The organism is Mesorhizobium sp. LjNodule214 (assembly GCF_964252735.1).
Lineage (GTDB): Bacteria > Pseudomonadota > Alphaproteobacteria > Rhizobiales > Rhizobiaceae > Mesorhizobium.
In genome coordinates this window covers 1,669,771-1,690,019 of record NZ_CAXUPE020000002.1, presented here as the reverse complement: position 1 = coordinate 1,690,019, position 20,249 = coordinate 1,669,771, and the positions used below count along the sequence as shown (strand labels likewise).

The window sequence follows — 20,249 nt, the reverse complement described above, 5'->3', positions numbered from 1 at the left end:
CGGTCCGTTGGCGTGATTTCCAGGTCCGCGCGAGTTCGAGATGGGACGTCGGCAGCCATTTCTGTTGGACAGGCGGGCGGCAAAGCGCTAATCGCATCAGCCATGCATGCGGGGTCCCCAGAAAAGAAGCAGCCGGACAGGCAGGCTGCGATCGATTCGGCGCTGAGAACGGTGGCAACCGAGCACGCCGGTGTCGCAGCACTTGCCGCGGCGCTCGAAGACGGGCTGGCCGAGCCATTCGCACGGGCCGTCGACATTGTCTCGCAGATCGACGGCCGCGTCATCGTCACCGGCGTCGGCAAGAGCGGCCATATCGGCTCGAAGATCGCCGCGACGCTTGCCTCGACCGGCACGCCTGCCTTCTTCGTCCATCCGGCCGAGGCCAATCATGGCGATCTCGGCATGATCGCCAAGGACGATGCCATCATCGCCATGTCATGGTCGGGCGAGAGCAAGGAACTGATGGGGATCGTCGCCTATTCCAGGCGCTTTTCGATCCCGCTGATCGCGGTAACATCCGGCGCGACATCGGCGCTGGCGCGCGCGGCTGACGTGGTGCTGCTTTTGCCGCCGGCACCTGAAGCCTGCCCGCACGGGCTTGCGCCGACGACATCGACCCTGCTTCAACTGGTGATGGGCGATGCGCTGGCCATCGCGCTGCTCGAGGCGCGCGGCTTCACGCCGGATCATTTCCGCACCTTCCATCCCGGTGGCCAGCTCGGCGCCAACCTGACGCAGATCCGTGAGATCATGCATGTCGGCGACAGGCTGCCGTTGGTGCCGAGCGGCACCGGAATGCAGGACGCGATCCTCGAATTGTCGCGCAAGGGGTTTGGCTGCGTGGCGATAACAGCAGGGGACGGCGCGCTGATAGGCATCATCACCGACGGCGACATCCGCCGCCATATCGCCAACGATCTCTTGGCAATGAGCGTCGATCAGGTGATGACGAGAAAGCCGAAAACGGCGAGCCCGGACACGCTGGTGGCGACGGCGCTGCAGACCATCAACACCTCGGCCATCACCAGCCTGATGGTGGTCGAGGACGGACGCCCGGTCGGCCTCGTCCACCTGCATGACCTGCTGCGCATCGGAGCAGCCTGAAGGAACTCAGACAGCTTCGACTGTCAGTTCCAGGTCTGTATCGGCAGCACCCGTCACCCGCACCTGCGTGCCGGCCGGCATGTCCGGTCCGGAAACGCGCCACAGCGTGTCGCCGAGCTTGATGCGGCCGCGGCCGTCCTTGATCGGCTCGGCAAGTGTCGCCATCTTGCCGACCATCTGCGCGCCCCGGCGGTTGAGCAGCGGCTGGTCGGTCGGGTCATTGCGACCGCCCACCAGCTTCTTGCCTACATAGGCGGAAACCAGCGACAGGGCGAGGAAGGCCAGCACCTGGATTTGCCAGGTCCAGAAGCTTGCGTCCCAGATCAGCAGCGACACGGCGCCGATGATGAGCGCGGCGATGCCGATCCACAGCATGAAAATGCCGGGCGCGATGACTTCCATCACCAGCAGGGCGAAGCCGAGAACCATCCAGTTCCACGGCCCGAGTTCGGAAATGATGCGGTCGAGCATGCGAATGTGCTCCTACGATCTCAGTTCTCGCTAGGACGAACGACCGGCGGGCGGGCTGCCTGCCGCTGCGCACCGGTGGTGCCTTCGCTGCGGAAGACTTCCTTGGCGATCTCGCCAATGCCGCCGAGCGTGCCGATCAGCGACGAGGCTTCCATCGGCATCAGCACGACCTTGCTGTTGGTGGCCGAGCCGATCCTGGTCAGGGCCTCGGTGTATTTGAGCGCGACGAAGTAGTTGAGCGCCTGCACATCGCCCTTGGAGATCGCTTCGGACACGACCTGTGTGGCGCGCGCCTCGGCTTCGGCCGAGCGTTCGCGTGCCTCGGCGTCGCGGAACGCGGCTTCCTTGCGGCCCTCGGCCTCGAGGATCTGCGACTGCTTGAGACCTTCGGCAGCGAGGATCTGCGCGCGCTTGTTGCGTTCTGCCGTCATCTGCCGACCCATCGATTCGATCAGGTTGGCCGGCGGGTTGATGTCCTTGATCTCGACGCGGGTGATCTTGATGCCCCACGGGTGTGCCGCCTCGTCGACGACGCGCAGCAGGCGCTCGTTGATGGCGTCGCGGTTCGACAGCAGCTCGTCGAGGTCCATCGAACCCATGACGGTACGGATGTTGGTCATCGTCAGGTTGAGGATGGCGTTCTGCAGGCCGGAGACCTGGTAGGCTGCCTGCGCTGCATTGAGGATCTGGAAGAAGGCGATGCCGTCGACGCCGACGATGGCGTTGTCGCGGGTGATGATCTCCTGGCTCGGTACGTCGAGCACCTGCTCCATCATGTTCATCTTGGCGCCGATACGGTCGATGAAGGGGATAATGAAATTGAGGCCTGGGCTCAGTGTCTTAGTGTAGCGGCCGAAGCGCTCGACCGTATAATTGTAACCTTGTGGGATTGTCCTGATGCCTTTGACAAGAAGCACCAATACCAGAAAGGCAAGCGCACCAATCGCGATATCGAAACCGCTGAAGCCCATTTCGTTTCTCCCTCAATAGGCGCCGACTTCACGGAATCACTTAAGTGTGTTTCCACGACGTTACAATCAGGTGATCACGAATATTGGTTAGCGAAGGCTTTTGCGCACCGGTTTCGTGCCGCCGAAGCCCGTCAGACCCAGCCGGCCAGTTCGCGCCGCACCATCGCCTCGATCACCGCCATGCCTTCGGTGCTGTCGTTGAGGCAGGGAATATGGGCGAATTTCTCGCCGCCGGTGTGATGGAAGGTTTCGGCGGCCTCGCGGCCGATCTCGTCCAGCGTCTCGATGCAATCGACCGAAAAGCCCGGATTGACGATGGCAATCGATTTCACGCCATCATGCCCGAGTTTCTCGACCGTCTTGTCGGTATAGGGCTGCAGCCATTCCTGCGCGCCGAAGCGCGACTGGAAGGCGGTGATCAGTCTTTCGTCGCTCCAGCCGAGCTTTTCGCGCAGCAGCCGCGTCGTCTCCAGGCAATGGGCCTGATAGGGATCGCCCTTGTCGGAATAGGGCTTCGGGATGCCGTGATAGGAGGTAATGACCACCTCCGGCTCGAAGTCGAGGCTTGCAAGGTGCCGCTCGATCGAACGGGCGAGCGCCTCGATGTAGACGGGCTCTGCATAGTAGGGCGGCACGCTGCGGATCGCCGGTGCCGCCCGCATCTTCATCAGCGCGCGAAACAGCTGGTCGTTGGCGGTCGCCGTCGTCGTTGCAGAATATTGCGGATAGAGCGGGAAGGACAGGATGCGGTCGCAGCCCTGTTCGACCAGTCTTTGGGCAACGCTCGCGGTCGAGGGATTTCCGTAGCGCATCGCCCAGTCGACGACGATTTCGGGCAGGTCACCGAGCGTCTGGCCAAGCTTCTCGCCCTGGGCGCGGGTGTAGGTGCGCAGCGGCGACTCATTGCGCTCCCGGTTCCAGATCCTGGCGTAGTTGGCGCCGGACTTCTTCGGCCTGGTGGTGAGGACCAGACCATAGAGGATCGGGTACCAGATCGCCTTGTTGAGCTCGATCACCCGCGGATCGGAGAGGAATTCCCTGAGATAACGCCACATCGGCTTGAAGTCGGTGCCGTCGGGCGTGCCGAGATTGATCAGCATGACGCCGATTTTGCCCGCCGGCACATGACCCGCCGGCGGCGGGCCAGGCGCCTTCACGGCTTTCGGATCGGCGGGGCTGGAAAGCGTCATAAAGGTCTCCGGACACTGCGCCAGACCTGCGGTGTCGCGGCGAAACTAACGATGTCGCGCCGGTTTTCAATGCTGCGTCTGGCCGCACCTTACCCCGAAAGCAGAACACCCGCCTGGTTTCCCAGACGGGTGTTGTGCGTTTCTGCGAAAGGACTACTTCGCCGCAGGCGGAATGGTCAGGGTCGCGCCGAGCGGCAGACGCCGCGGCTCGTAGCCCTTGTTGGCTTCGGAAATCACCTTCCACTTGGTGCCGTCGCCATAGGCTTTCTTGGCCAGGTCCCAATAGGTGTCGCCGGCGACGATGACATGGCCGGCTTCGGCTGGCGCGGCCGGGGCTGCCTCTGCCGGCTTGGCGGGTTCCGCGGCCGGGGCCGCAGGTGCGGCCGCTGCCGGAGCCGGTGCTGCTGGCTCGGCTGGCTTGGCCGGTTCGGCCGCGGGAGCCGCCGCAACGGTCGCGGCGATCTCGGTGATGCGGCCGTCGAGCTTCGGCGTATAGGGCCGGTGCGCGCCAAGATAGTCGGCGACCACCTGCTCCAGGCCCGGACCGTAATCATAGGCATTCTGGGCCTTTTCGGCGAAGACCTTGTAGCCGTCGCCGCCCTGGCGGACATAGTTGTTGGTGGCGACCAGATAGTCCTTGTCCGGATTGAGCGGCGTCCAGGCGCCGCCTTCCATGACTTCGACCGACTTGACGCGTCCGGCATTGGGCGCGACCGACTTGTCAAAGGAATATTTCAGGCCGGCGACCTGCGGGAAGCGCCCGGCGCCGTCCTCGATCTGGCTGAGGCCGCTTTCCAGCCCGGCCACGAGATCCTTGCCCGAAATCTTGAATGTCGCCAGCGTGTTCTGGAACGGCAGCACGGTCAGCACTTCGCCCATGGTCACGGTGCCCTGGTCGATCGAGGCGCGCAGGCCGCCGCCATTCGAGATGACGATCTCGATGCCCTGGCCCTTGACGCGGTCAAGGATGGCATCGGAGACGAGATTGCCCATCTCGCATTCGCGGGTTCGGCAATTCTCGCGGCTGCCGTCGATCGGCTTGGTGGTCTCGGCCACCTCCTTGTTCTTCAACTCCTCGATCGGCGCGCCGAGCTCCTTGATGCGGGCAAGCACGGCGGGATCGGGTGTGATCGACTTGTCGAGAAAGATCGGATCGCCGCTGGCTTCCTTGACGACGCCATTGTCGTCGAACACGACCTTGAACTCGCCGAGATATTTCGAATAGGACGCCGCCTGCACCACCGGCACCTTGTAGCCATCCGGATTGTCGACCATCGTCGGATAGGGGCCTGCCGCCTTCGGATCGGTGTTCGACAAAAGCGTATGGCTGTGGCCGCCGACCACCACGTCGATGCCGGGGATCTTGGCGATCACGTCGCGCTCGCGGTTGTAGCCGATATGGGTCACCGCGATGATCTTGTTGACGCCTTCGCCCTTCAGTTTCTCGACCTCTGATGTGATCGACTTGACGTCGTCCTCAATGGTGATGTTGGGGCCGGGGGAAGCGAGTTCCGGCGTGTCGTTGGTGACGGCGCCGATGATGCCGATCTTCTGGCCGCCGACTTCGACCACGATCGAAGGCTTGACGCGGTCGCCGAGTTTGGATTGGGCGTTGGCCTTCACATTGGCGCCCAGCACGGGAAACTTGATCATGTCGAGGAACGGCGCAAGTGCGGTCTCGCCATCGTCGAATTCGTGATTGCCGAGCTCCATGGCGTCGAACTTCATCTCGTTGAGGAACTCGCCTTCGACCTTGCCCTTGTAGGTCGTGTAGAACAGCGAACCCTGGAAATTGTCGCCGGCGCTGAGCAGCAGCACGTTCTGGCCTTCCAGCTTCTTGCGCTCCTGCGCGATTGCGGTAATCAGGCGGCCGGCGCCACCGATGCATTCGCCCTTGGTCTCCTCTTCGGCCGAACAGGTCGACTCGTATTTGTTGTTGCCCTCGATGCGGCTGTGCCAGTCGTTGATATGCAGGATGTTCAGTGTGTAGTCGGCAAAGGATGCGCCGGCCGACAGGCCAAGCGTGGATGCCGAAAGGGCGGCAATGGCGGCAAACTTCTTCATATTCGTCTCCCGGATGGACCTGACCAGAGGCATTTAACGCCCTTGCTTGACTGGGGCATAACAGCCAGCTTTTGCGTCATGTTCACATCGCGTTTTCATCGATGCAAGCGGAAATCAGGACGATGTTTGCCGGCATAAAAAAGACGGCGGCTCGCGCCGCCGTCTTTTGGATGGGATCGATGTCGCACTGGGCTTTTTCAGCCGCATTTCCTACGACGCCAAGTGAATTCACCTGGCTGGAAAATGCTTTAGGCCCGGCGCGTCAGCACGAAATTCTGCCCGGCCGCGCTGGTGCAGTTGAGCTGGCTGGTGGAGACCATCAGGCAGTTGAAGCTGACCGGCGTCTGGCGGATCAGCGAGGTGCCGTGGATCTCGACCGATGTGGCGCCGGTCATGGTGTAGCTGCCCTCGGCGAGCTTCTGGCCGGTATCGGTCGCGACGGTGGCGAAGCTGCCGGCCGCGAAGGTCGACAGACCGGTGCCCTTGGCGTCGATCCAGGAACCTTCGACGCCTTTCGGTCCAGACGCCATCGGCGGCGCCTCGGGGCCGCCCGTCATGCAGCCGGCAAGCATGGTCGCCAGGGCGCCAGCCATGCCCATAGAAAGAACTTTGCGCGCAATCGTCATTTCTAAAAACCCTCTCCTCACGCATAGGCCCGAAAATCGGTTCGATTTTCGGAAAGCACGATGCGAACACCAAAGTGCTAGAGCGTACTTTGTGCGTCCAAGTGGACGCACGTCGCTCTAGGCCGCATCCTTCAATCGCCCGATTTCCGGGCGATTGCAAGGCAGTCGGACATGCTGGTGGAAGCGCTATCGCACCAGGATGTTGCGGAATTGCCACGGGTCGTTCTGGTCGAGATCCTCGGGGAAAAGGCCCGGGCGGTTATCGAGCGGCGTCCAGTCGGTGTAATAGCCCTTGACCGGCCCGAGATAGGGTGACTGCACTTCCAGGCAGCGCTTGTAGTCCATCTCGTCAGCCTCGACGATGCCGGCCTCGGGATTCTCCAGCGCCCAGACCATGCCGGCGAGCACCGCAGACGTGACCTGCATGCCGGTGGCGTTCTGATAGGGCGCCAGCTTGCGCGCCTCGGCCAGCGACAACTGCGAGCCATACCAATAAGCGTTCATGTCGTGGCCGTAGAGCAACACGCCAAGCTCGTCGACGCCGTCGACCAGCTCGTTCTCGTCAAGCACGTGATGCACGGGCTGCGACTTGCCGGCGGCGCCGAACATCTCGTGCAGCGACAGCGCGGCGTCATTGCAGGGATGATAGGCATAGTGGCAGGTCGGGCGGTACTGGACCTTGCCCTTCTTGCCGCGCACGGTGAAGAAATCGGCGATCGAGATCGCCTCGTTGTGCGTCACCAGGAAGCCGTATTGCGGGCCGGGCGTCGGGCACCATGAGCGCACGCGCGTGTTGGCGCCGGGCTGCTCCAGATAGATCGCGGCCTTGGAGCCGTGCTTGTGCTTCTTGCCGTTCTTCGGCATCCATTTCTCATGCGTGCCCCAGCCGAGCTCGGCCGGCTGCAAGCCTTCCGAGATGAAGCCCTCGACCGACCAGGTGTTCCAGAACACGTTCATCGGCTTCGGCTTCTTGGTGCGCTGGGTGTCGCGCTCGGCGACGTGGATGCCCTTGACCCCGGCCTTCTTCATCAGCCTGGCCCAGCCTTCGCGGTCGTCCTGCGCCGGCTCGGAAAATTCGAGGCCGAGATCGGTGGCGAGGTTCAGCAATGCCTGCTTGACGAACCAGGAGACCATGCCGGGATTGGCGCCGCAGGTCGAAATCGCCGTCGCACCGCCGGGCCTCTCATGCTTTTCCTTGATCATCGCTTCGCGCAGCGCGTAGTTGCTGCGGCTGGCATTGTCGGCCTTGGCATCGAAATAGAATCCGAGCCACGGTTCCACGACGGTGTCGATGTAGAGCACGCCGAGCTTGCGGCAGAGCCGCATCAGGTCCACCGAGCCGGTGTCGACCGACAGGTTGACGCAAAAACCCTGGCCACCGCCATTGGTCAGAAGCGGCGTCAAAAGCTTCTTGTAATTCTTCTCGGTCACCGCCTCCTGGACGAAAGCGATGCCGCGCTCGTCGAGCAGCTTGCGGTCGGTGTCGCGCGGGTCGATGACCGTCATGCGCGACTTGTCGAACTTGAAATGGCGTTCGATCAGCGGCAGCGTTCCCCGTCCGATCGAGCCGAAGCCGACCATCACGACCGGGCCGGTGATCTCACCGTAAACGGGCCAGTTTTCATTCGCCATTTTATCGAACACTCCTTCAAAACATAGACAAAGCCGGGCAAAATACGGGGGCAAAGCCCGGCATTTGCGCCGGACGGCCAAGCGCTACACCACAGATCATTGTCATAAACCAGTGAAAAGCGCCAACCGCCGGCCAGGCCGGCTTGGCAGCGTGGTTAAGCCGTGTTGGCCATGTCGTCGAGGAAGGCGACCAGCCGGTTGCGATCGGCCGTCAGTCCCTTGTAGTCGAGCTGGGCCTGGTCAAGCTCCTGAAGCTGCGCGGCGAAAGACACGGCCAGCGCCCGCCTGTCGGGGCGGCTGGCCAGCACCTTGAGCGGATCGAGATGGATGCGGATGGTGAACAACACATCGCGCGAGACCGGCAGCTTCCTGAGCGTCTGCCGCTCGACGCGGATGAAGGCGTGGGCGTCGACGTCGCCGTCAGGGAAGCGCGTGGGGCGGTTGGTGGCGCGGTCGATGCGCTCGATATTGGAGAGCGGATGATAGAGCGCGTCGCCTGCCTGGATCGACCAGTTGTAGCGCTCGACCGCCTGGCCCTGAAGGCCATCAAACATGCGGTTGATGAGATCGGCCGGTCGCGTGCCCGGCCCGAAACCCGGCACCGGCGCATGGATCTGCTGCAGCGGCTTGCCGAATTTTTCGCAGAGCGACCATGACGAAGGAAAACAGAGCGAGCCGGCGACCAGACGCCAGCCGCTTTCGTCGCGCCGCATCAGGATCAGGTCCTCCTGGACCAGCAGCGACGCCGCGACGAGCGGCGCGACGAGCGCATCGCCGGCGGGTCGGGCATTCCTGCCTTCGGCGTCGACCAGCTCGATGCCGGCGCCAGAGCGCCGGTAGAGGTCCGGATGCTTCGCCAGCAGATGCTCGCCGAGCAGGTCGAGCACTTCGCGCTGCGCATCGCGTGTGTCGTCTTCCTCGACAAAGACCTTTGCGGGGATTTCCGCATAGAGCCGGCGCTTCTCGGCGAGATGGGGCAGCAGATGCCCGTCAACCTCTATCCACCTGTGCGGGTCGAGCGGCTTCAGCCCGATGGTGAAGAGTTTCGACGAGCCGTCATAGGGCGTATGGGTGGGCTGGTAAGAGTTCATGCTTCCTTGAATCCAGCCTGCCATCAGCCAAGCCGCGCCGGGATCAATCCGCGCAGCGAATTGCCGACATAGATTGCCCTGGCCGATTTCAGATCGTCATAGCTGTAGATTGCTTCTGCGGCGCGGCCTTCGTCCAGCTGCTCGCCGCGCAATACGCCAGGCAAAAGGCCGCAGTCGAGGCGGGGCGTCACCAGTACGCCGTCGCCGAAGTCGGCGAAGAGATTGGTGATCGTGCCCTCGCAGAGTTCACCGCGCTCGTTGGCTAAGAGCACCTCGTCGGCCTGGGTGACGAGATATTCGGCACGGGCCCGGATGTAGGTCTGTCGGCGGGTGGTCTTGTGGCGCAACAGCGTGTCGCCGGAATCGAGCCGCACCCGCGCCAATTGCAGCCTCCAGACCTTGTCGGCGGCCAGCGGTTCGTAAGGCTGCACCGAGGCCGTTGCCTCGCCATTGCGCGCCAGGACAAGGCGGGTGCGGAGCGCAACCGTTTGCCGGCCAACTGTGTTCATGAGCACTTCGCCCACCCGTTGCGGATCGCAAGCGAAGCCCAGCTCCGCCGCCGAGCCATAGAGCCGCGCGAGATGGCGATCGAAGCGCAGGAAGCCTGAGCTGGGTTCCCAGCGCATGGTCTCGATCAGCTCGAAACCGGCGGCGTTCCCGTCGCGAAGCGTGCTTTCAGCAGACACTCCCGATACTCCTCCTCAGCTGTGGAATCGAAGACGACGCCACCGCCGACATTGTAGACGGCCCCGCCGCTGGAAAAGAGCGAGATGGTGCGGATCGCCACGGAAAAGCGCATCGTGCCGCCGGGCGCGATCCAGCCGATGGCGCCGCAATAGACGTCGCGCGGCACGCCTTCCAATTCGTGCAGTATCTCCATGGCGCGTATTTTCGGCGCGCCGGTGATCGAGCCACAGGGGAAGAGGGCGGAGAAGATCTGCCGGATGCCGACATCCGGCAGCAGCTTCGCCCGCACACGGCTCACCATCTGGTGCACGGTCGGATAGGTCTCGATGCGGAACAGTTCGGGCACCTCCAGCGTGCCGACCTCGCTGATCAGCGAGATGTCGTTACGCAGCAGGTCGACGATCATCCGGTTCTCGGCCTGGTTCTTTTCGTCGTGGCGCAGGAACGCCTTAAGCTTGGCGTCCTCGGCCTTGGTCGCGCCGCGCGGCGCCGTGCCCTTCATCGGATGCGTCTCGATCATGCCGTCGGCGTCGATCTCGAAGAACAGTTCGGGCGAGCGCGACAGCACGATCGGATCGCCGAGCGCAACCAGCGCGCCATACTTTACCGGCTGGCGCTCGGTCAGCGCATCGAAGGCGGCGAGCGGATCGCCCGACCATTGCGCGTTGACCGGAAAGGTCAGGTTGCCCTGATAGCAGTCGCCCTTGCGGATGTGATCGTGCAGCCGCGCGAAGCGCCTTGCGTAATCTTCGGCGGACCAGGCGGCCCTGGCGTCGAAGATCGGACCGTTGGTGGCCGGCGCACCATTCTGGGGCAGGGCCTGCTCGATCGGAGCATCGAAGACGCCGAGGCAGACCAGCGGCGCGCGCCGGCCCTCGGGGAGCAGCGGCACCAGTTTCGGCTCGAGCAGGTAACCCGCTTCGTAGGAAAAATAGCCGGCCAGCCATTTGCCCGCGTCGCTTGCCGCCTGCGCGGCTTCCAGCGCTGGCAGGAAATCCTGCGCCTTATGCGCCGTGATGATTTCGGCCGGACGGTCGAAGACGAGCTGACGCGCGCTCTCGTCGTTGCGGAAGATGGCGGAGGGCAGGGACATTGCGACTCGGGATGCTGCGGTCTGTGACGCCAGCGATCGCTCTATATGGGGGCTCGGCCGCGTGCAATCGAGGGAGCGGCGTCCAAGGACGCAAAGGTGGCAAGTCTGCGAAAACGACGGCGGCACCAGGGCGCCGCCATTGTGTCTTCAGCCCGCGCAGGCTCGAATCGGTCAGGTGTTGCTGGCGGTTCCGGCGGTCGGGAAGCGACGGGCGAATTCCTTCTCGTCGCCGGCGGCCAAAAGCTTCGCCTGGTCGATCCACTGCTCACGCGCGATACGCCCGTCGAAATTCAACACGTCTTCGATCCGCTTGACGTCGGCGGCCGTCCAGGCGGCGATCTCGGCGTAGGTGGTGACCCCCAGGCCCTTGAGCAGCTTTTCGTTGACAGGGCCGATGCCGATCAGGCGACGCAGATTGTCAGGCTTGCCGGCTGCCGCCTTGGCCGACGCCGGTGCTGCTTTCTTCGCCGCGGCTGGCTTGGACGCAGCAGGCTTTGGTGCAGCAGCCTTGGGGGCGGCGGCTTTCGCCGCCGGCTTTGGCGCGGCTGCCGACTTGGCAGCGGCGGGTTTCTTGGCCGCGGCGGCAGGCTTGGCAGCGGCACGCTTGGCAGCGGCTGGCTTGGCAGCGGGCTTGGCGGCGGGTTTGGCCGGAGCAGACTTTGCCGTCGCGGGCGTCGAGATCAGCGCTGCCGGCGCCTGGGCGGAGGCCTTCGGGGTGCCGGATGCGGCGGGCGCTTCGCCCAGGCGGCGCTCGAGATCGGCGCGGGCACGTCCACATGCATCCAGTTCGCCGCTCAGCCGGTCGGCATCGGCACGCAGCTTGTCACGCTCACTGCGCGTGCGATCCAGATCGCCGCGCAAACTGTCGAGCTCGCCGCGCAGGCGACCCCAGAGGAACCAGCCAACCAACACACCTACAACGAACGCCAGGAGCATGTAGAAAAAAGTGCCCATTGTCTCTCTCCACTCCGATCCGTCTGCCGTGGCCGGAGTGATGACCTTGGCGCAAGGACCATTCAAAGGTGGTTCCGCGGTTGACGGAACTGCCGGCTTCAATCGAGCTGTCGGCGATCGGGTTTGCGCGCCCATGGCCAACGGCCGCCATCGCATTCGCCAAGGCGCCACGACCGGCCGATAGTGTCCCTGGCCTGAGCAGTGCGTCCGGCTGAGCTTGAGGCGGGACGCTATCATACGGCCTGCGGAAAGCTAACGGAAAAATTCCACCGAGAGTTGTTCAAGAACAGATATTTAGGACAAGAATAGAATGGTCCCAACATGCGCTTCGGCTAATCTATTTTGATTGAGCCGAGCGTCGAGACCGCCTGTCACTTGTCCAGCGCTTCCAGTTCGTCGATCAGGCCGCCGATCACGCTGAGCCCGATTTGCCAGAAGGCGGGATCGGTGGCGTCGAGGCCGAATGGCGCGAGAAGCTCGGAATGATGCTTGGTGCCGCCGGCGCGCAGCATCTCGAAGTACTTCTCCTGAAAGCCGCGCTCGGCATTCTGGTAGACCGCATAGAGCGAGTTCACCAGGCAATCGCCGAAGGCATAGGCATAGACGTAGAAGGGCGAATGGATGAAGTGCGGGATGTAGGTCCAGAACACTTCGTAGCCGTCGCGCAGCTTGATCGCCGGCCCGAGGCTTTCCGCCTGCACCTCCAGCCAGAACTGGCCGAGCCGGTCGGAGGTCAACTCGCCGTTCTTGCGCTCGGCATGCACCTTGCGCTCGAATTCATAGAACGCGATCTGGCGCACCACGGTGTTGATCATGTCCTCGACCTTCTGGGCGAGCATGGCCTTGCGCTCGCGCCTGTCGGTGGTCTGGTCGAGCAGCGAACGGAAGGTCAGCATCTCGCCGAAGACGGATGCCGTCTCGGCCAGCGTCAGCGGCGTCGAGGCCATCAGCGCGCCCTGGCCACCGGCCAGCACCTGGTGGACGCCGTGGCCAAGCTCATGCGCCAGCGTCATCACATCGCGCGGCTTGCCCATGTAGTTGAGCAGCACATAGGGATGCGCCGACGGCACGGTCGGATGGGCGAAGGCGCCGGGCGACTTGCCCGGCCTGACCGGCGCGTCGATCCAGTTGCGGTCGAAGAAGGTCCGGGCGATTTCCGCCATATCGGGCGAAAAGCGCTGATAGGCCGACAGCACCGTGTCCCTGGCGTCGTCCCAGCGGATGACCGCCTGGGGGGTCTCGGGCAAGGGCGCGTTGCGGTCCCAGTGGTTCATCACCTCCATGCCCAGCCAGCGCGCTTTCATCGCGTAGTAGCGGTGCGACAGGCGCGGATAGGCTTCGCGTACGGCCAGGGCCAGCGCGTCGACCACGCTGCGCTCGACGCGGTTGGCGAGATGGCGTGAATCGGCAATGTCCTCGAAGCCTCGCCAGCGGTCGGAGATTTCCTTGTCCTTGGCCAGCGTGTTGGTGATCAACGTGAAGGTACGCAAATTCTTGCGGAAGGTGGCGGCCAGCGCTTCGGAAGCCTGGCGCCGCACCTCGCCGTCGGCGTCCTGCAGGCGGTTCAGCGCGGGCTCCAGCGCCAGTTCCTCGCCGTCGACGTCAAAGCGCAGATCCGTCATCGTCTCGTCGAACAGCCGGTTCCAGGCGCCGCGCCCGGTGATCGACTTTTCATGGAAGAGCTGCTCGACCCGGTCTTCGAGTTGGAAGGGCTTGTCCTTGCGCAGGTCGAGCACCCAGGGCCGGTAATGGGCGAAGCCAGCGTCGGCTGCGAGTGCGCTCTCGATTATCGCGTCGTCGATCAGGTTCAGCTCGAGCGCGAAGAACAGAAGATGCGCGCTGGCGTCGGTCATCTTCTCCTGGATGTCGCCATAGAGCTTGGCGCGCTGCGGATCGGCCGTGTTGCCGGCATAGACCAGCCCGGCATAGGAGACGATGCGGCCGATCAGTTCCTCCAGTGCCTCATAGGCGCGCAGCGCTTCGCCCAGCTTGCCTGCGCTGCCGCGCCCGGCCTCGGCGGCCAGCGTGCCCTTCCAGCGGCTCTCGAAGGCGGTGGCATCGCTTGCCGCCCTGGCGATGTCGCGCGTCAGCTCGGGAGCCTCCATGCCGGAGTAGAGATCGGCGAGGTTCCATTCCGGCAGATCGCCCAACTCGGACGCGCCGTGACCGATTGCTGGCGCCGCGAGCCGCCGATCGAACATCATGCGCATCAACAATACCTTCCGGAATCAAGGGGAAAGGAGAAGCCGGTCAAATCCTAAGGAATTCGTTCACCGGGTTTTTTGAAACCTTATTTAGAACCCTGTGCCAAGATGATCCATGGGGAATTCTCAGGCGGGCATAAAACACAGTCATGACAGGTTCCATTCTCATAGTCGATGACGATCCCGTGCAGCGCAGGCTGCTCGAGGCGGCGGTGACGAAATTCGGCCACGGCGCGATCGTCGCAGACGGCGGCGAAGCAGGCCTCGCTGTTCTCGACGGCCCCGGTGCGCGCGAGGTCTCGGTGGTCATCCTCGACCTGGTCATGCCGGGCCTCGACGGCATCGGCGTGCTCAAGGCGATGCGCGAGCGCGGCATCCATGTGCCGGTCATCGTGCAGACCGCGCAGGGCGGCATCGAGACCGTCGTTTCGGCGATGCGCCACGGCGCCTTCGACTTCGTCGTCAAGCCGGCCTCGCCCGACAGGCTGCAGACATCGATCGGCAACGCGCTCAAGGTCGAGGCGGTCGAGGACCAGATGAAGCGCACGTCGCGAAGGCGCGGCGGCCATCTCACCTTCAAGGACATGATCACCCACAGTCCGGCGATGGACCGGGTGATCCGTCTCGGCCAGAAGGCGGCGGCATCCAACATCCCGATCCTGATCGAAGGCGAATCGGGCGTCGGCAAGGAACTGGTGGCGCGCGCCATCCAGGGCAGCGGCGACCGCCGCTCGAAGCCTTTCGTCACTGTCAATTGCGGCGCTATTCCCGACAATCTGGTCGAATCGATCCTGTTCGGCCACGAGAAGGGCTCGTTCACCGGCGCCACCGAAAAACACACCGGCAAGTTCGTCGAGGCGCATTCGGGCACGTTGTTCCTCGATGAGATCGGCGACCTGCCGCTCGACGTGCAGGTCAAGCTGCTGCGCGCCGTCCAGGATGGCGAGGTCGATCCGGTCGGTGGACGCTCGACCGTCAGGGTCGACATCAGGCTGATCTCGGCGACGCACCGCAACCTCTTGCAACAGGTCAAGGACGGCAAGTTCCGCGAGGATCTGTTCTACCGGCTGAACGTCTATCCGATCTTCGTGCCACCGCTGCGCGACCGCCGCGACGACATTCCCTATCTGGTCAGGCACTTCATGGAGAAGGTCGCGCCGGCCGATCCGCGCCATCGCCTGCACGGCATTTCGGCCAAGGCGCTTGCCATGCTGCAGGCCTATGACTGGCCGGGCAACATCAGGCAACTGGAAAACGCCGTCTTCAGGGCCTCGGTGCTCGCCGAGGGCGATGTGCTGACGGAAGAGGAATTCCCGCAGATCCGCGCGCAGCTGGAAGGCACGGTCAATCTCGATGCCGAGGTCGCGATGCCCGGTCCCGGCCCGACTTCCGACGATTCGCCACGCGCCAACGGTGCCGCGGCCGCCGATGAAGGATTTGCGGTCGGCGAAGCTGATCCGCCGACCAGGCTGCAGCCGCGTTTCGGTACGCTCAGGGCGCTGGACGAGCGCGGCAATGTGCGCGCGCTGGCCGATGTCGAACTTGAAATGATCAAGCTGGCGATCGATCACTATAACGGCCAGATGAGCGAGGTCGCGCGCCGTCTCGGCATCGGCCGCTCGACGCTCTACAGGAAGCTCAAGGAATATGGCATCGACCCGGAAAGCGGCCGCATCGAACGGCTCGCTTCCTGACGGGCAAGGCCTTGTCCCGCAAGGTCCGGACCAGCTTGCACCCCTAGTTGTCGTGACAAGATCGACGGCTTCGACTGGGCAAGGCGCGGGCCGGGTACGGTGGCGGTTCCGTTCACACATTAAGGCTGGCGGTAACAGATCGTGTTTCGATCGGAGGCGGAATCATGATCTAAACCAGCAGTTTACCAAGAAACCCCGTGCATTATTTTTGACGGGATATCGCCACGGTGTTACCGCATTTCGGCTTCAATAAGCGATGATTAACCATTAGGATCGATATTCGGATGTGATCAACCACGCATCCGTTTGGGCAAATCCGGGGACAAACGGCAGCCTGCAAGGCCTTTTGATTTGAACAAAGTCGAACGACACAAAGACGGGCGGCACTATCACATGAGCGTCTGGCCGAGATGGCTGGCAGCGGTGATCCTTGCTGTTTCGTTCCTGTCCGCAGCCGCGACCGGGGCAAGCGCCGATACACGTTCGCTGAAGCTTTATCACCTCCACACGCACGAAAAGGCCGAGATCGTCTACAAGCGAAATGGCCGCTACGTTCCGGAGGGTTTGCGAAAGATCAACATCATCCTGCGCGACTGGCGCCGCAACGAGCCGACCAAGATGGACCCGCGCCTGCTCGATCTGGTGTGGGAAGCCTATCGGCAGAGTGGTGCCACCGACTATATCCAGGTGGTCTGCGGCTATCGCTCGCCGTCGACGAACTCGATGCTGCGCAGCCGCAGCCGGGGCGTCGCCGAGAAAAGCCAGCACATGCTCGGCAAGGCCATGGACTTCTACATTCCAGGCGTGCCGCTGAAGAAGCTGCGCGACGTCGGCTTGAGGATGCAAGGCGGCGGCGTCGGCTATTATCCGTCGTCCGGCTCGCCCTTCGTGCACATGGATGTCGGCAATGTGCGTCACTGGCCGGGCATCAGCCGCCAGGAACTCGTGAGGGTATTCCCCAACGGCAAGACGCTGCATGTGCCGAGCGATGGCAAGCCGCTGCCCGGCTATGAACAGGCTATGGCCGCCTACAAGGCGCGCAAGGGCTCCGGCTCTCCCGCCATCGAACTGGCCAGCGCCGGCGGCGGTTACAAGAAATCCGGTGGCTTCCTTTCTGCTTTCTTTGGCGGCGGCGACGACGAGGCCGACGACAGTGCCGATGTGGCGAGCGCGGCGCCCGCGCCCAAGCCGAAGACCGCAAAGCCGGCGGCGAGCGCCAAGCCAAGCAATTTGCCTGGCATAGCCATCGTGTCGCCGAAGGATGCGCAGCGCGCCAACATCCCGCAGCTTGCCGACGAGAACGCAGCCGAACCCGAGCAGCAGCAGGATACGCCGGAGACGATCATCGCGGCGCTGCCGGCGCGCGAGATTCCGTTGCCTGATTTTGCGCCGCGCCCGAAGACCGATGTCGGCCCGCTGACGGCAGAGAACGTTCCGTTCGGCATGGCTGACGCCACCGCAACCACCGAGCAGACGGTGGCGACTGCGCATGCGCCGGTCAGTGTTCCATTCGGCATGACCGACCCGGCCAATGCGGCTGCCGCCGATCCGGCGCAGGTCGCGGTCAATAACATTCCGCTGCCGAGCTGGCGTCCGGACCTGCCGGCCGATCTCGCTCCGCAGGACAAGAATGTTCTGCTGGCGCTGGCTGATACGGCCCAGCACAACACGACCGCGACCGACGCGTTCTCGGTCTTGCCGTCCGCGCGTCCGGATGAGGTCAAGCCGGATCAGGTCGGGCAGGACGAGGTCAAAGCGGTTCTCGAACGGGTCAGCGCGACGAGCGATGCAGGTGCTGCGGGCGGCGACTATCAGGTCGCCTCGCTCTCCGGGCCGCGCTCGGCGTTCAACGACCCGGCCGGTGTCGATGCATCGCCGCGCGATGCCATTGTTGCCCGTCCGGCCGGTACCGATCCCGCGCAGGCGATCGGCGCAGGCGTGAAGACGACGCGCAAGGAAGCCAGGGCCACGGCCCGCGATCTGAAGCCAGGCCCGAAGGCAGTGGTGGTTGCCGCCGCGCCGCAGGCGGCGCGCTGGGCGCTGAACAGCAACGAGTATGTCGCCACCGTTTCCAGCCCGACGACGGCGCCGCGCTATGCCTACAACATCGTGCATACGCCGCCGAGCGAGGTCTATACGGCCGGCTTCCAGCCGGACAGCGAGACGGTGGATCCCAACCGGTTCACCGGCAACGCGGTCAAGTTCCTTTCGGTCGCCCGCTTCCAGACCAAGTAGCGGATCGATCAAGCAAACCAAAGCCGCGCTGGGCAACCGCGCGGCTTTTGCTTTTTCGGGATGTGGCCTGTTGTTGCAGACAGGGAGAACGTCACAGCTCCGCGCTGGCTTTCGTTGCATCGGGATGCTAACCAGCAGGCACTATTCCCGCTTCGTCTAATGGTAGGACAGCGCCCTTTGAAGGCGTGAATCGTGGTTCGAGCCCATGAGCGGGAACCAGCCGGCAACGGCATTTATCCAAGCCTGACGCAGCTTCGAGCCGGCAAGACTAGCGTCAGTTCTGGCCCTGGCTGCTGTCTCCGCGGCTGTCGCTCCCACGCAGGCCGAAACGGTGATCATCAAGACCGGCAAGCATCACTGTAGGACCAAGGTGGTCACACATTGGGTGCATCACCGCAAGGTCGTCGAAAAGGTTAAAGTCTGTCACTGATCCTGTTCAAGGCAGGAGATTCTGACCCGGTCGGCGCAAGCCGGCCGGGTTTTGCTTTCGGGAGAAGAGTGCTATCGGCCGAGCTTGCTCGCCGCGCGCGCCAGGGCTTCGATCTCGTCCCACCTGCCGGCCTTGACCAATTCGTCCGGCGCCACCCAGGAACCGCCGACGCAGATGACGTTGGGCAGGCTTAGATACTCGGCGGCGTTCTTGCCGGTGATGCCGCCGGTCGGGCAAAACTTCACGTCGGCGAGCGGCGAGGCGAAGGCTTTCAGCGAAGCGATGCCGCCGGACTGTTCGGCCGGGAAGAATTTCAGGAAGCGCAGGCCGGCTTCGCGCGCGGCCATGATCTCGCCGGGCGTGATGGCGCCGGGCAGCAGCGGAACTGGGCTGTCCTTTGCTGCCGCTAGAAGCTCGCGCGTGATGCCGGGGCTGACGATGAACTTCGAGCCGGCGCTAGCTGCTTCGTCGAATTGTTTTGCATCCAAGATGGTGCCGGCGCCGACAACGGCGCCCTCGACTTCGCCGGCCACGCGGCGGATCGCTTCCAGCGCGTCGGCGGTCCTGAGCGTGATCTCGATTGCCGGCAGGCCGCCGGCGGCCAGCGCCCGGGCCAGTGGCACGGCATCCTTGACGTCGGCGATCTTCAGCACCGGGATGACCGGCTGGCCATCGAGGAGCGACAGGAGCTTTTCGGTCTTGCTGGGCATTCGCTTGTCTCTCCGGTATCGATGATTTCAACCGATTAGCAGAAGGCGGATTCCGAGTCCACGAAACCAGGCGTGTCGCGATGTCACGCGCTCAAACGCCCAAAGCTGTCACGTTCGCCCTGCCTTGAATTGGCTTTCAGCAGAGTTTAGTGGCTTGGCGATGACAAGGTCCACCCACGATCAACCTGTTCGCGTCGCCGCGCTCTACCGTTTTGCCCAGCTCGACGGCTTCGAGGCGCTGCGCGCCCCGCTCGCCGCCTTCTGCTGCGGGCGCGGCATCAAGGGCACGCTGCTGCTGGCGCATGAGGGCATCAATGGCACGGTCGCCGGCAGCGAGGCTGATATAGCGGCGCTGATCGAACATCTGGAATCGATCGAAGGGCTGGCCGGGCTCGAGGTCAAATACAGCAGCGCCGCCGAGATGCCGTTTCACCGCATGAAGGTGCGGCTGAAGCGTGAGATCGTCACCATGGGTGTTGAGGATATCGACCCGGCGGCGAGTGCCGGCACCTATGTCGCGGCGGCCGACTGGAACGCGCTGATCTCGGACGCCGACACCGTCGTCATCGATACGCGCAATGCCTACGAAGTGTCGATCGGCACTTTCAAGGGCGCGGTCGATCCGGCGACGTCGAGTTTTCGCGAGTTCCCGGCCTGGGTGGAAAAACATCGGGCAGAGCTGGAAGGCCGCAAGGTCGCCATGTTCTGCACCGGCGGCATACGCTGCGAGAAGGCGACGGCCTATGTGAAGTCGCTCGGCTTCGAGGAGGTGTTCCACCTCAAGGGCGGCATTCTCAAATATCTCGAAGAGGTGCCGGCGGAGGAAAGCCTCTGGCAAGGCGAATGCTTCGTCTTCGACGAGCGTGTCTCGGTATCGCATGGTCTCACCGAGGGCGAGGCCGAGCTCTGCCGCGCCTGCCGGCATCCGCTGATCGCGGAGGACCTGCTGTCGCCGCGCTATGCCGCCGGCATCTCATGCCCGCATTGTTTCGATGCGCGCTCGGACGAGGATCGCGCCCGCTATGCCGAGCGCCAGCGCCAGGTCGAACTCGCGCAGGTGCGTGGTGATGGTCCGCATATCGGCGGATAGCGC

The 20,249-nt window shown here is 63.7% G+C and carries 17 protein-coding genes and 1 tRNA gene; 5 read left to right on the top strand and 13 right to left on the bottom strand.

Annotated features, from left to right (window positions below):
* Window positions 1-102: 102 nt before the first annotated feature.
* Window positions 103-1,104, top strand: a complete 1,002-nt coding sequence (locus ACSQ3Z_RS21955; RefSeq protein ID WP_436173364.1) for a KpsF/GutQ family sugar-phosphate isomerase — start codon at window positions 103-105, stop codon at window positions 1,102-1,104.
* Window positions 1,105-1,110: 6 nt separating this feature from the next.
* On the opposite strand, the gene ACSQ3Z_RS21950 is transcribed toward ACSQ3Z_RS21955, so the two are convergent.
* The 12 genes from ACSQ3Z_RS21950 to ACSQ3Z_RS21895 form a co-directional block, all read right to left on the bottom strand.
* Window positions 1,111-1,575 (bottom strand): NfeD family protein, encoded by a 465-nt coding sequence (locus tag ACSQ3Z_RS21950; RefSeq protein WP_436173363.1) that lies wholly within the window; start codon window positions 1,573-1,575, stop codon window positions 1,111-1,113.
* A gap of 20 nt (window positions 1,576-1,595) precedes the next feature.
* The gene (locus ACSQ3Z_RS21945) at window positions 1,596-2,546 is read right to left on the bottom strand and encodes an SPFH domain-containing protein (protein ID WP_436173362.1); all 951 of its coding nucleotides are present in this window, start codon (window positions 2,544-2,546) and stop codon (window positions 1,596-1,598) included.
* A 131-nt stretch (window positions 2,547-2,677) separates the two neighbouring features.
* Entirely contained in the window at window positions 2,678-3,736 is a 1,059-nt protein-coding gene (hemH, locus tag ACSQ3Z_RS21940; protein WP_436173361.1) for a ferrochelatase, read from the bottom strand.
* A gap of 153 nt (window positions 3,737-3,889) precedes the next feature.
* Window positions 3,890-5,800, bottom strand: a complete 1,911-nt coding sequence (locus tag ACSQ3Z_RS21935; protein ID WP_436173360.1) for a 5'-nucleotidase C-terminal domain-containing protein — start codon at window positions 5,798-5,800, stop codon at window positions 3,890-3,892.
* Between the two features lie 82 nt (window positions 5,801-5,882).
* Window positions 5,883-6,032, bottom strand: a complete 150-nt coding sequence (locus tag ACSQ3Z_RS21930; RefSeq protein ID WP_436173359.1) for a hypothetical protein — start codon at window positions 6,030-6,032, stop codon at window positions 5,883-5,885.
* A gap of 16 nt (window positions 6,033-6,048) precedes the next feature.
* On the bottom strand, window positions 6,049-6,426 hold the full coding sequence (locus ACSQ3Z_RS21925) for a hypothetical protein (protein ID WP_436173358.1): 378 nt from the start codon (window positions 6,424-6,426) through the stop codon (window positions 6,049-6,051).
* Between the two features lie 186 nt (window positions 6,427-6,612).
* Window positions 6,613-8,058 carry a homospermidine synthase gene (locus ACSQ3Z_RS21920; RefSeq protein WP_436173357.1) on the bottom strand — a complete coding sequence of 482 codons (1,446 nt, stop codon included), beginning with the start codon at window positions 8,056-8,058 and terminating at the stop codon, window positions 6,613-6,615.
* Between the two features lie 155 nt (window positions 8,059-8,213).
* Window positions 8,214-9,149 carry a heme-dependent oxidative N-demethylase family protein gene (locus ACSQ3Z_RS21915; RefSeq protein ID WP_436173356.1) on the bottom strand — a complete coding sequence of 312 codons (936 nt, stop codon included), beginning with the start codon at window positions 9,147-9,149 and terminating at the stop codon, window positions 8,214-8,216.
* 23 nt (window positions 9,150-9,172) lie between these two features.
* Window positions 9,173-9,835 (bottom strand): aminotransferase class IV family protein, encoded by a 663-nt coding sequence (locus ACSQ3Z_RS21910; RefSeq protein ID WP_436173355.1) that lies wholly within the window; start codon window positions 9,833-9,835, stop codon window positions 9,173-9,175.
* Complete coding sequence (locus ACSQ3Z_RS21905) at window positions 9,784-10,929, bottom strand: aminodeoxychorismate synthase component I (RefSeq protein ID WP_436173354.1); 1,146 nt, start codon at window positions 10,927-10,929, stop codon at window positions 9,784-9,786. Before ACSQ3Z_RS21905 ends, ACSQ3Z_RS21910 begins: the two co-directional genes overlap by 52 nt.
* A 171-nt stretch (window positions 10,930-11,100) precedes the next feature.
* Window positions 11,101-11,883 carry a proton-conducting membrane transporter gene (locus ACSQ3Z_RS21900; protein ID WP_436173353.1) on the bottom strand — a complete coding sequence of 261 codons (783 nt, stop codon included), beginning with the start codon at window positions 11,881-11,883 and terminating at the stop codon, window positions 11,101-11,103.
* Window positions 11,884-12,254: 371 nt separating this feature from the next.
* Window positions 12,255-14,093 carry a M3 family oligoendopeptidase gene (locus tag ACSQ3Z_RS21895; RefSeq protein WP_436173352.1) on the bottom strand — a complete coding sequence of 613 codons (1,839 nt, stop codon included), beginning with the start codon at window positions 14,091-14,093 and terminating at the stop codon, window positions 12,255-12,257.
* Between the two features lie 143 nt (window positions 14,094-14,236).
* Between ACSQ3Z_RS21895 and ACSQ3Z_RS21890 the strand changes: the two genes are divergently transcribed.
* The 3 genes from ACSQ3Z_RS21890 (at window position 14,237) to ACSQ3Z_RS21880 (ending at window position 18,235) form a co-directional block, all read left to right on the top strand.
* A complete protein-coding gene (locus ACSQ3Z_RS21890; RefSeq protein ID WP_436173351.1) occupies window positions 14,237-15,781 on the top strand; it encodes a sigma-54-dependent transcriptional regulator in 1,545 nt (514 codons plus the stop codon).
* Between the two features lie 393 nt (window positions 15,782-16,174).
* Window positions 16,175-18,016: a DUF882 domain-containing protein gene (locus ACSQ3Z_RS21885; RefSeq protein ID WP_436173350.1), complete on the top strand. Its 1,842-nt coding sequence runs from the start codon at window positions 16,175-16,177 to the stop codon at window positions 18,014-18,016.
* 145 nt (window positions 18,017-18,161) lie between these two features.
* A tRNA-Gln gene (locus ACSQ3Z_RS21880) sits at window positions 18,162-18,235 on the top strand.
* Window positions 18,236-18,517: 282 nt separating this feature from the next.
* Here the strand turns inward: ACSQ3Z_RS21880 and ACSQ3Z_RS21875 are convergent.
* Complete coding sequence (locus ACSQ3Z_RS21875) at window positions 18,518-19,156, bottom strand: 2-dehydro-3-deoxy-phosphogluconate aldolase (RefSeq protein ID WP_436173349.1); 639 nt, start codon at window positions 19,154-19,156, stop codon at window positions 18,518-18,520.
* Window positions 19,157-19,316: 160 nt separating this feature from the next.
* Here ACSQ3Z_RS21875 and trhO point away from each other — a divergent pair, with 160 nt between their 5' ends.
* A complete protein-coding gene (gene trhO, locus ACSQ3Z_RS21870; RefSeq protein WP_436173348.1) occupies window positions 19,317-20,246 on the top strand; it encodes an oxygen-dependent tRNA uridine(34) hydroxylase TrhO in 930 nt (309 codons plus the stop codon).
* The last annotated feature ends 3 nt before the right edge of the window (window positions 20,247-20,249 follow it).

Excerpts from the sequence above, each read along its gene's own strand:
- ACSQ3Z_RS21920 (WP_436173357.1), bottom strand. The coding sequence starts at position 8,058 with ATGGCGAATGAAAACTGGCCCGTTTACGGTGAGATCACCGGCCCGGTC.
- ACSQ3Z_RS21885 (WP_436173350.1), top strand. The coding sequence starts at position 16,175 with ATGAGCGTCTGGCCGAGATGGCTGGCAGCGGTGATCCTTGCTGTTTCG.
- ACSQ3Z_RS21935 (WP_436173360.1), bottom strand. The coding sequence starts at position 5,800 with ATGAAGAAGTTTGCCGCCATTGCCGCCCTTTCGGCATCCACGCTTGGC.
- ACSQ3Z_RS21925 (WP_436173358.1), bottom strand. The coding sequence starts at position 6,426 with ATGACGATTGCGCGCAAAGTTCTTTCTATGGGCATGGCTGGCGCCCTG.
- ACSQ3Z_RS21950 (WP_436173363.1), bottom strand. The coding sequence starts at position 1,575 with ATGCTCGACCGCATCATTTCCGAACTCGGGCCGTGGAACTGGATGGTT.
- ACSQ3Z_RS21905 (WP_436173354.1), bottom strand. The coding sequence starts at position 10,929 with ATGTCCCTGCCCTCCGCCATCTTCCGCAACGACGAGAGCGCGCGTCAG.
- hemH (WP_436173361.1), bottom strand. The coding sequence starts at position 3,736 with ATGACGCTTTCCAGCCCCGCCGATCCGAAAGCCGTGAAGGCGCCTGGC.
- ACSQ3Z_RS21900 (WP_436173353.1), bottom strand. The coding sequence starts at position 11,883 with ATGGGCACTTTTTTCTACATGCTCCTGGCGTTCGTTGTAGGTGTGTTG.
- ACSQ3Z_RS21895 (WP_436173352.1), bottom strand. The coding sequence starts at position 14,093 with ATGCGCATGATGTTCGATCGGCGGCTCGCGGCGCCAGCAATCGGTCAC.
- ACSQ3Z_RS21955 (WP_436173364.1), top strand. The coding sequence starts at position 103 with ATGCATGCGGGGTCCCCAGAAAAGAAGCAGCCGGACAGGCAGGCTGCG.
- ACSQ3Z_RS21945 (WP_436173362.1), bottom strand. The coding sequence starts at position 2,546 with ATGGGCTTCAGCGGTTTCGATATCGCGATTGGTGCGCTTGCCTTTCTG.
- ACSQ3Z_RS21875 (WP_436173349.1), bottom strand. The coding sequence starts at position 19,156 with ATGCCCAGCAAGACCGAAAAGCTCCTGTCGCTCCTCGATGGCCAGCCG.
- ACSQ3Z_RS21915 (WP_436173356.1), bottom strand. The coding sequence starts at position 9,149 with ATGAACTCTTACCAGCCCACCCATACGCCCTATGACGGCTCGTCGAAA.
- ACSQ3Z_RS21890 (WP_436173351.1), top strand. The coding sequence starts at position 14,237 with ATGACAGGTTCCATTCTCATAGTCGATGACGATCCCGTGCAGCGCAGG.
- trhO (WP_436173348.1), top strand. The coding sequence starts at position 19,317 with ATGACAAGGTCCACCCACGATCAACCTGTTCGCGTCGCCGCGCTCTAC.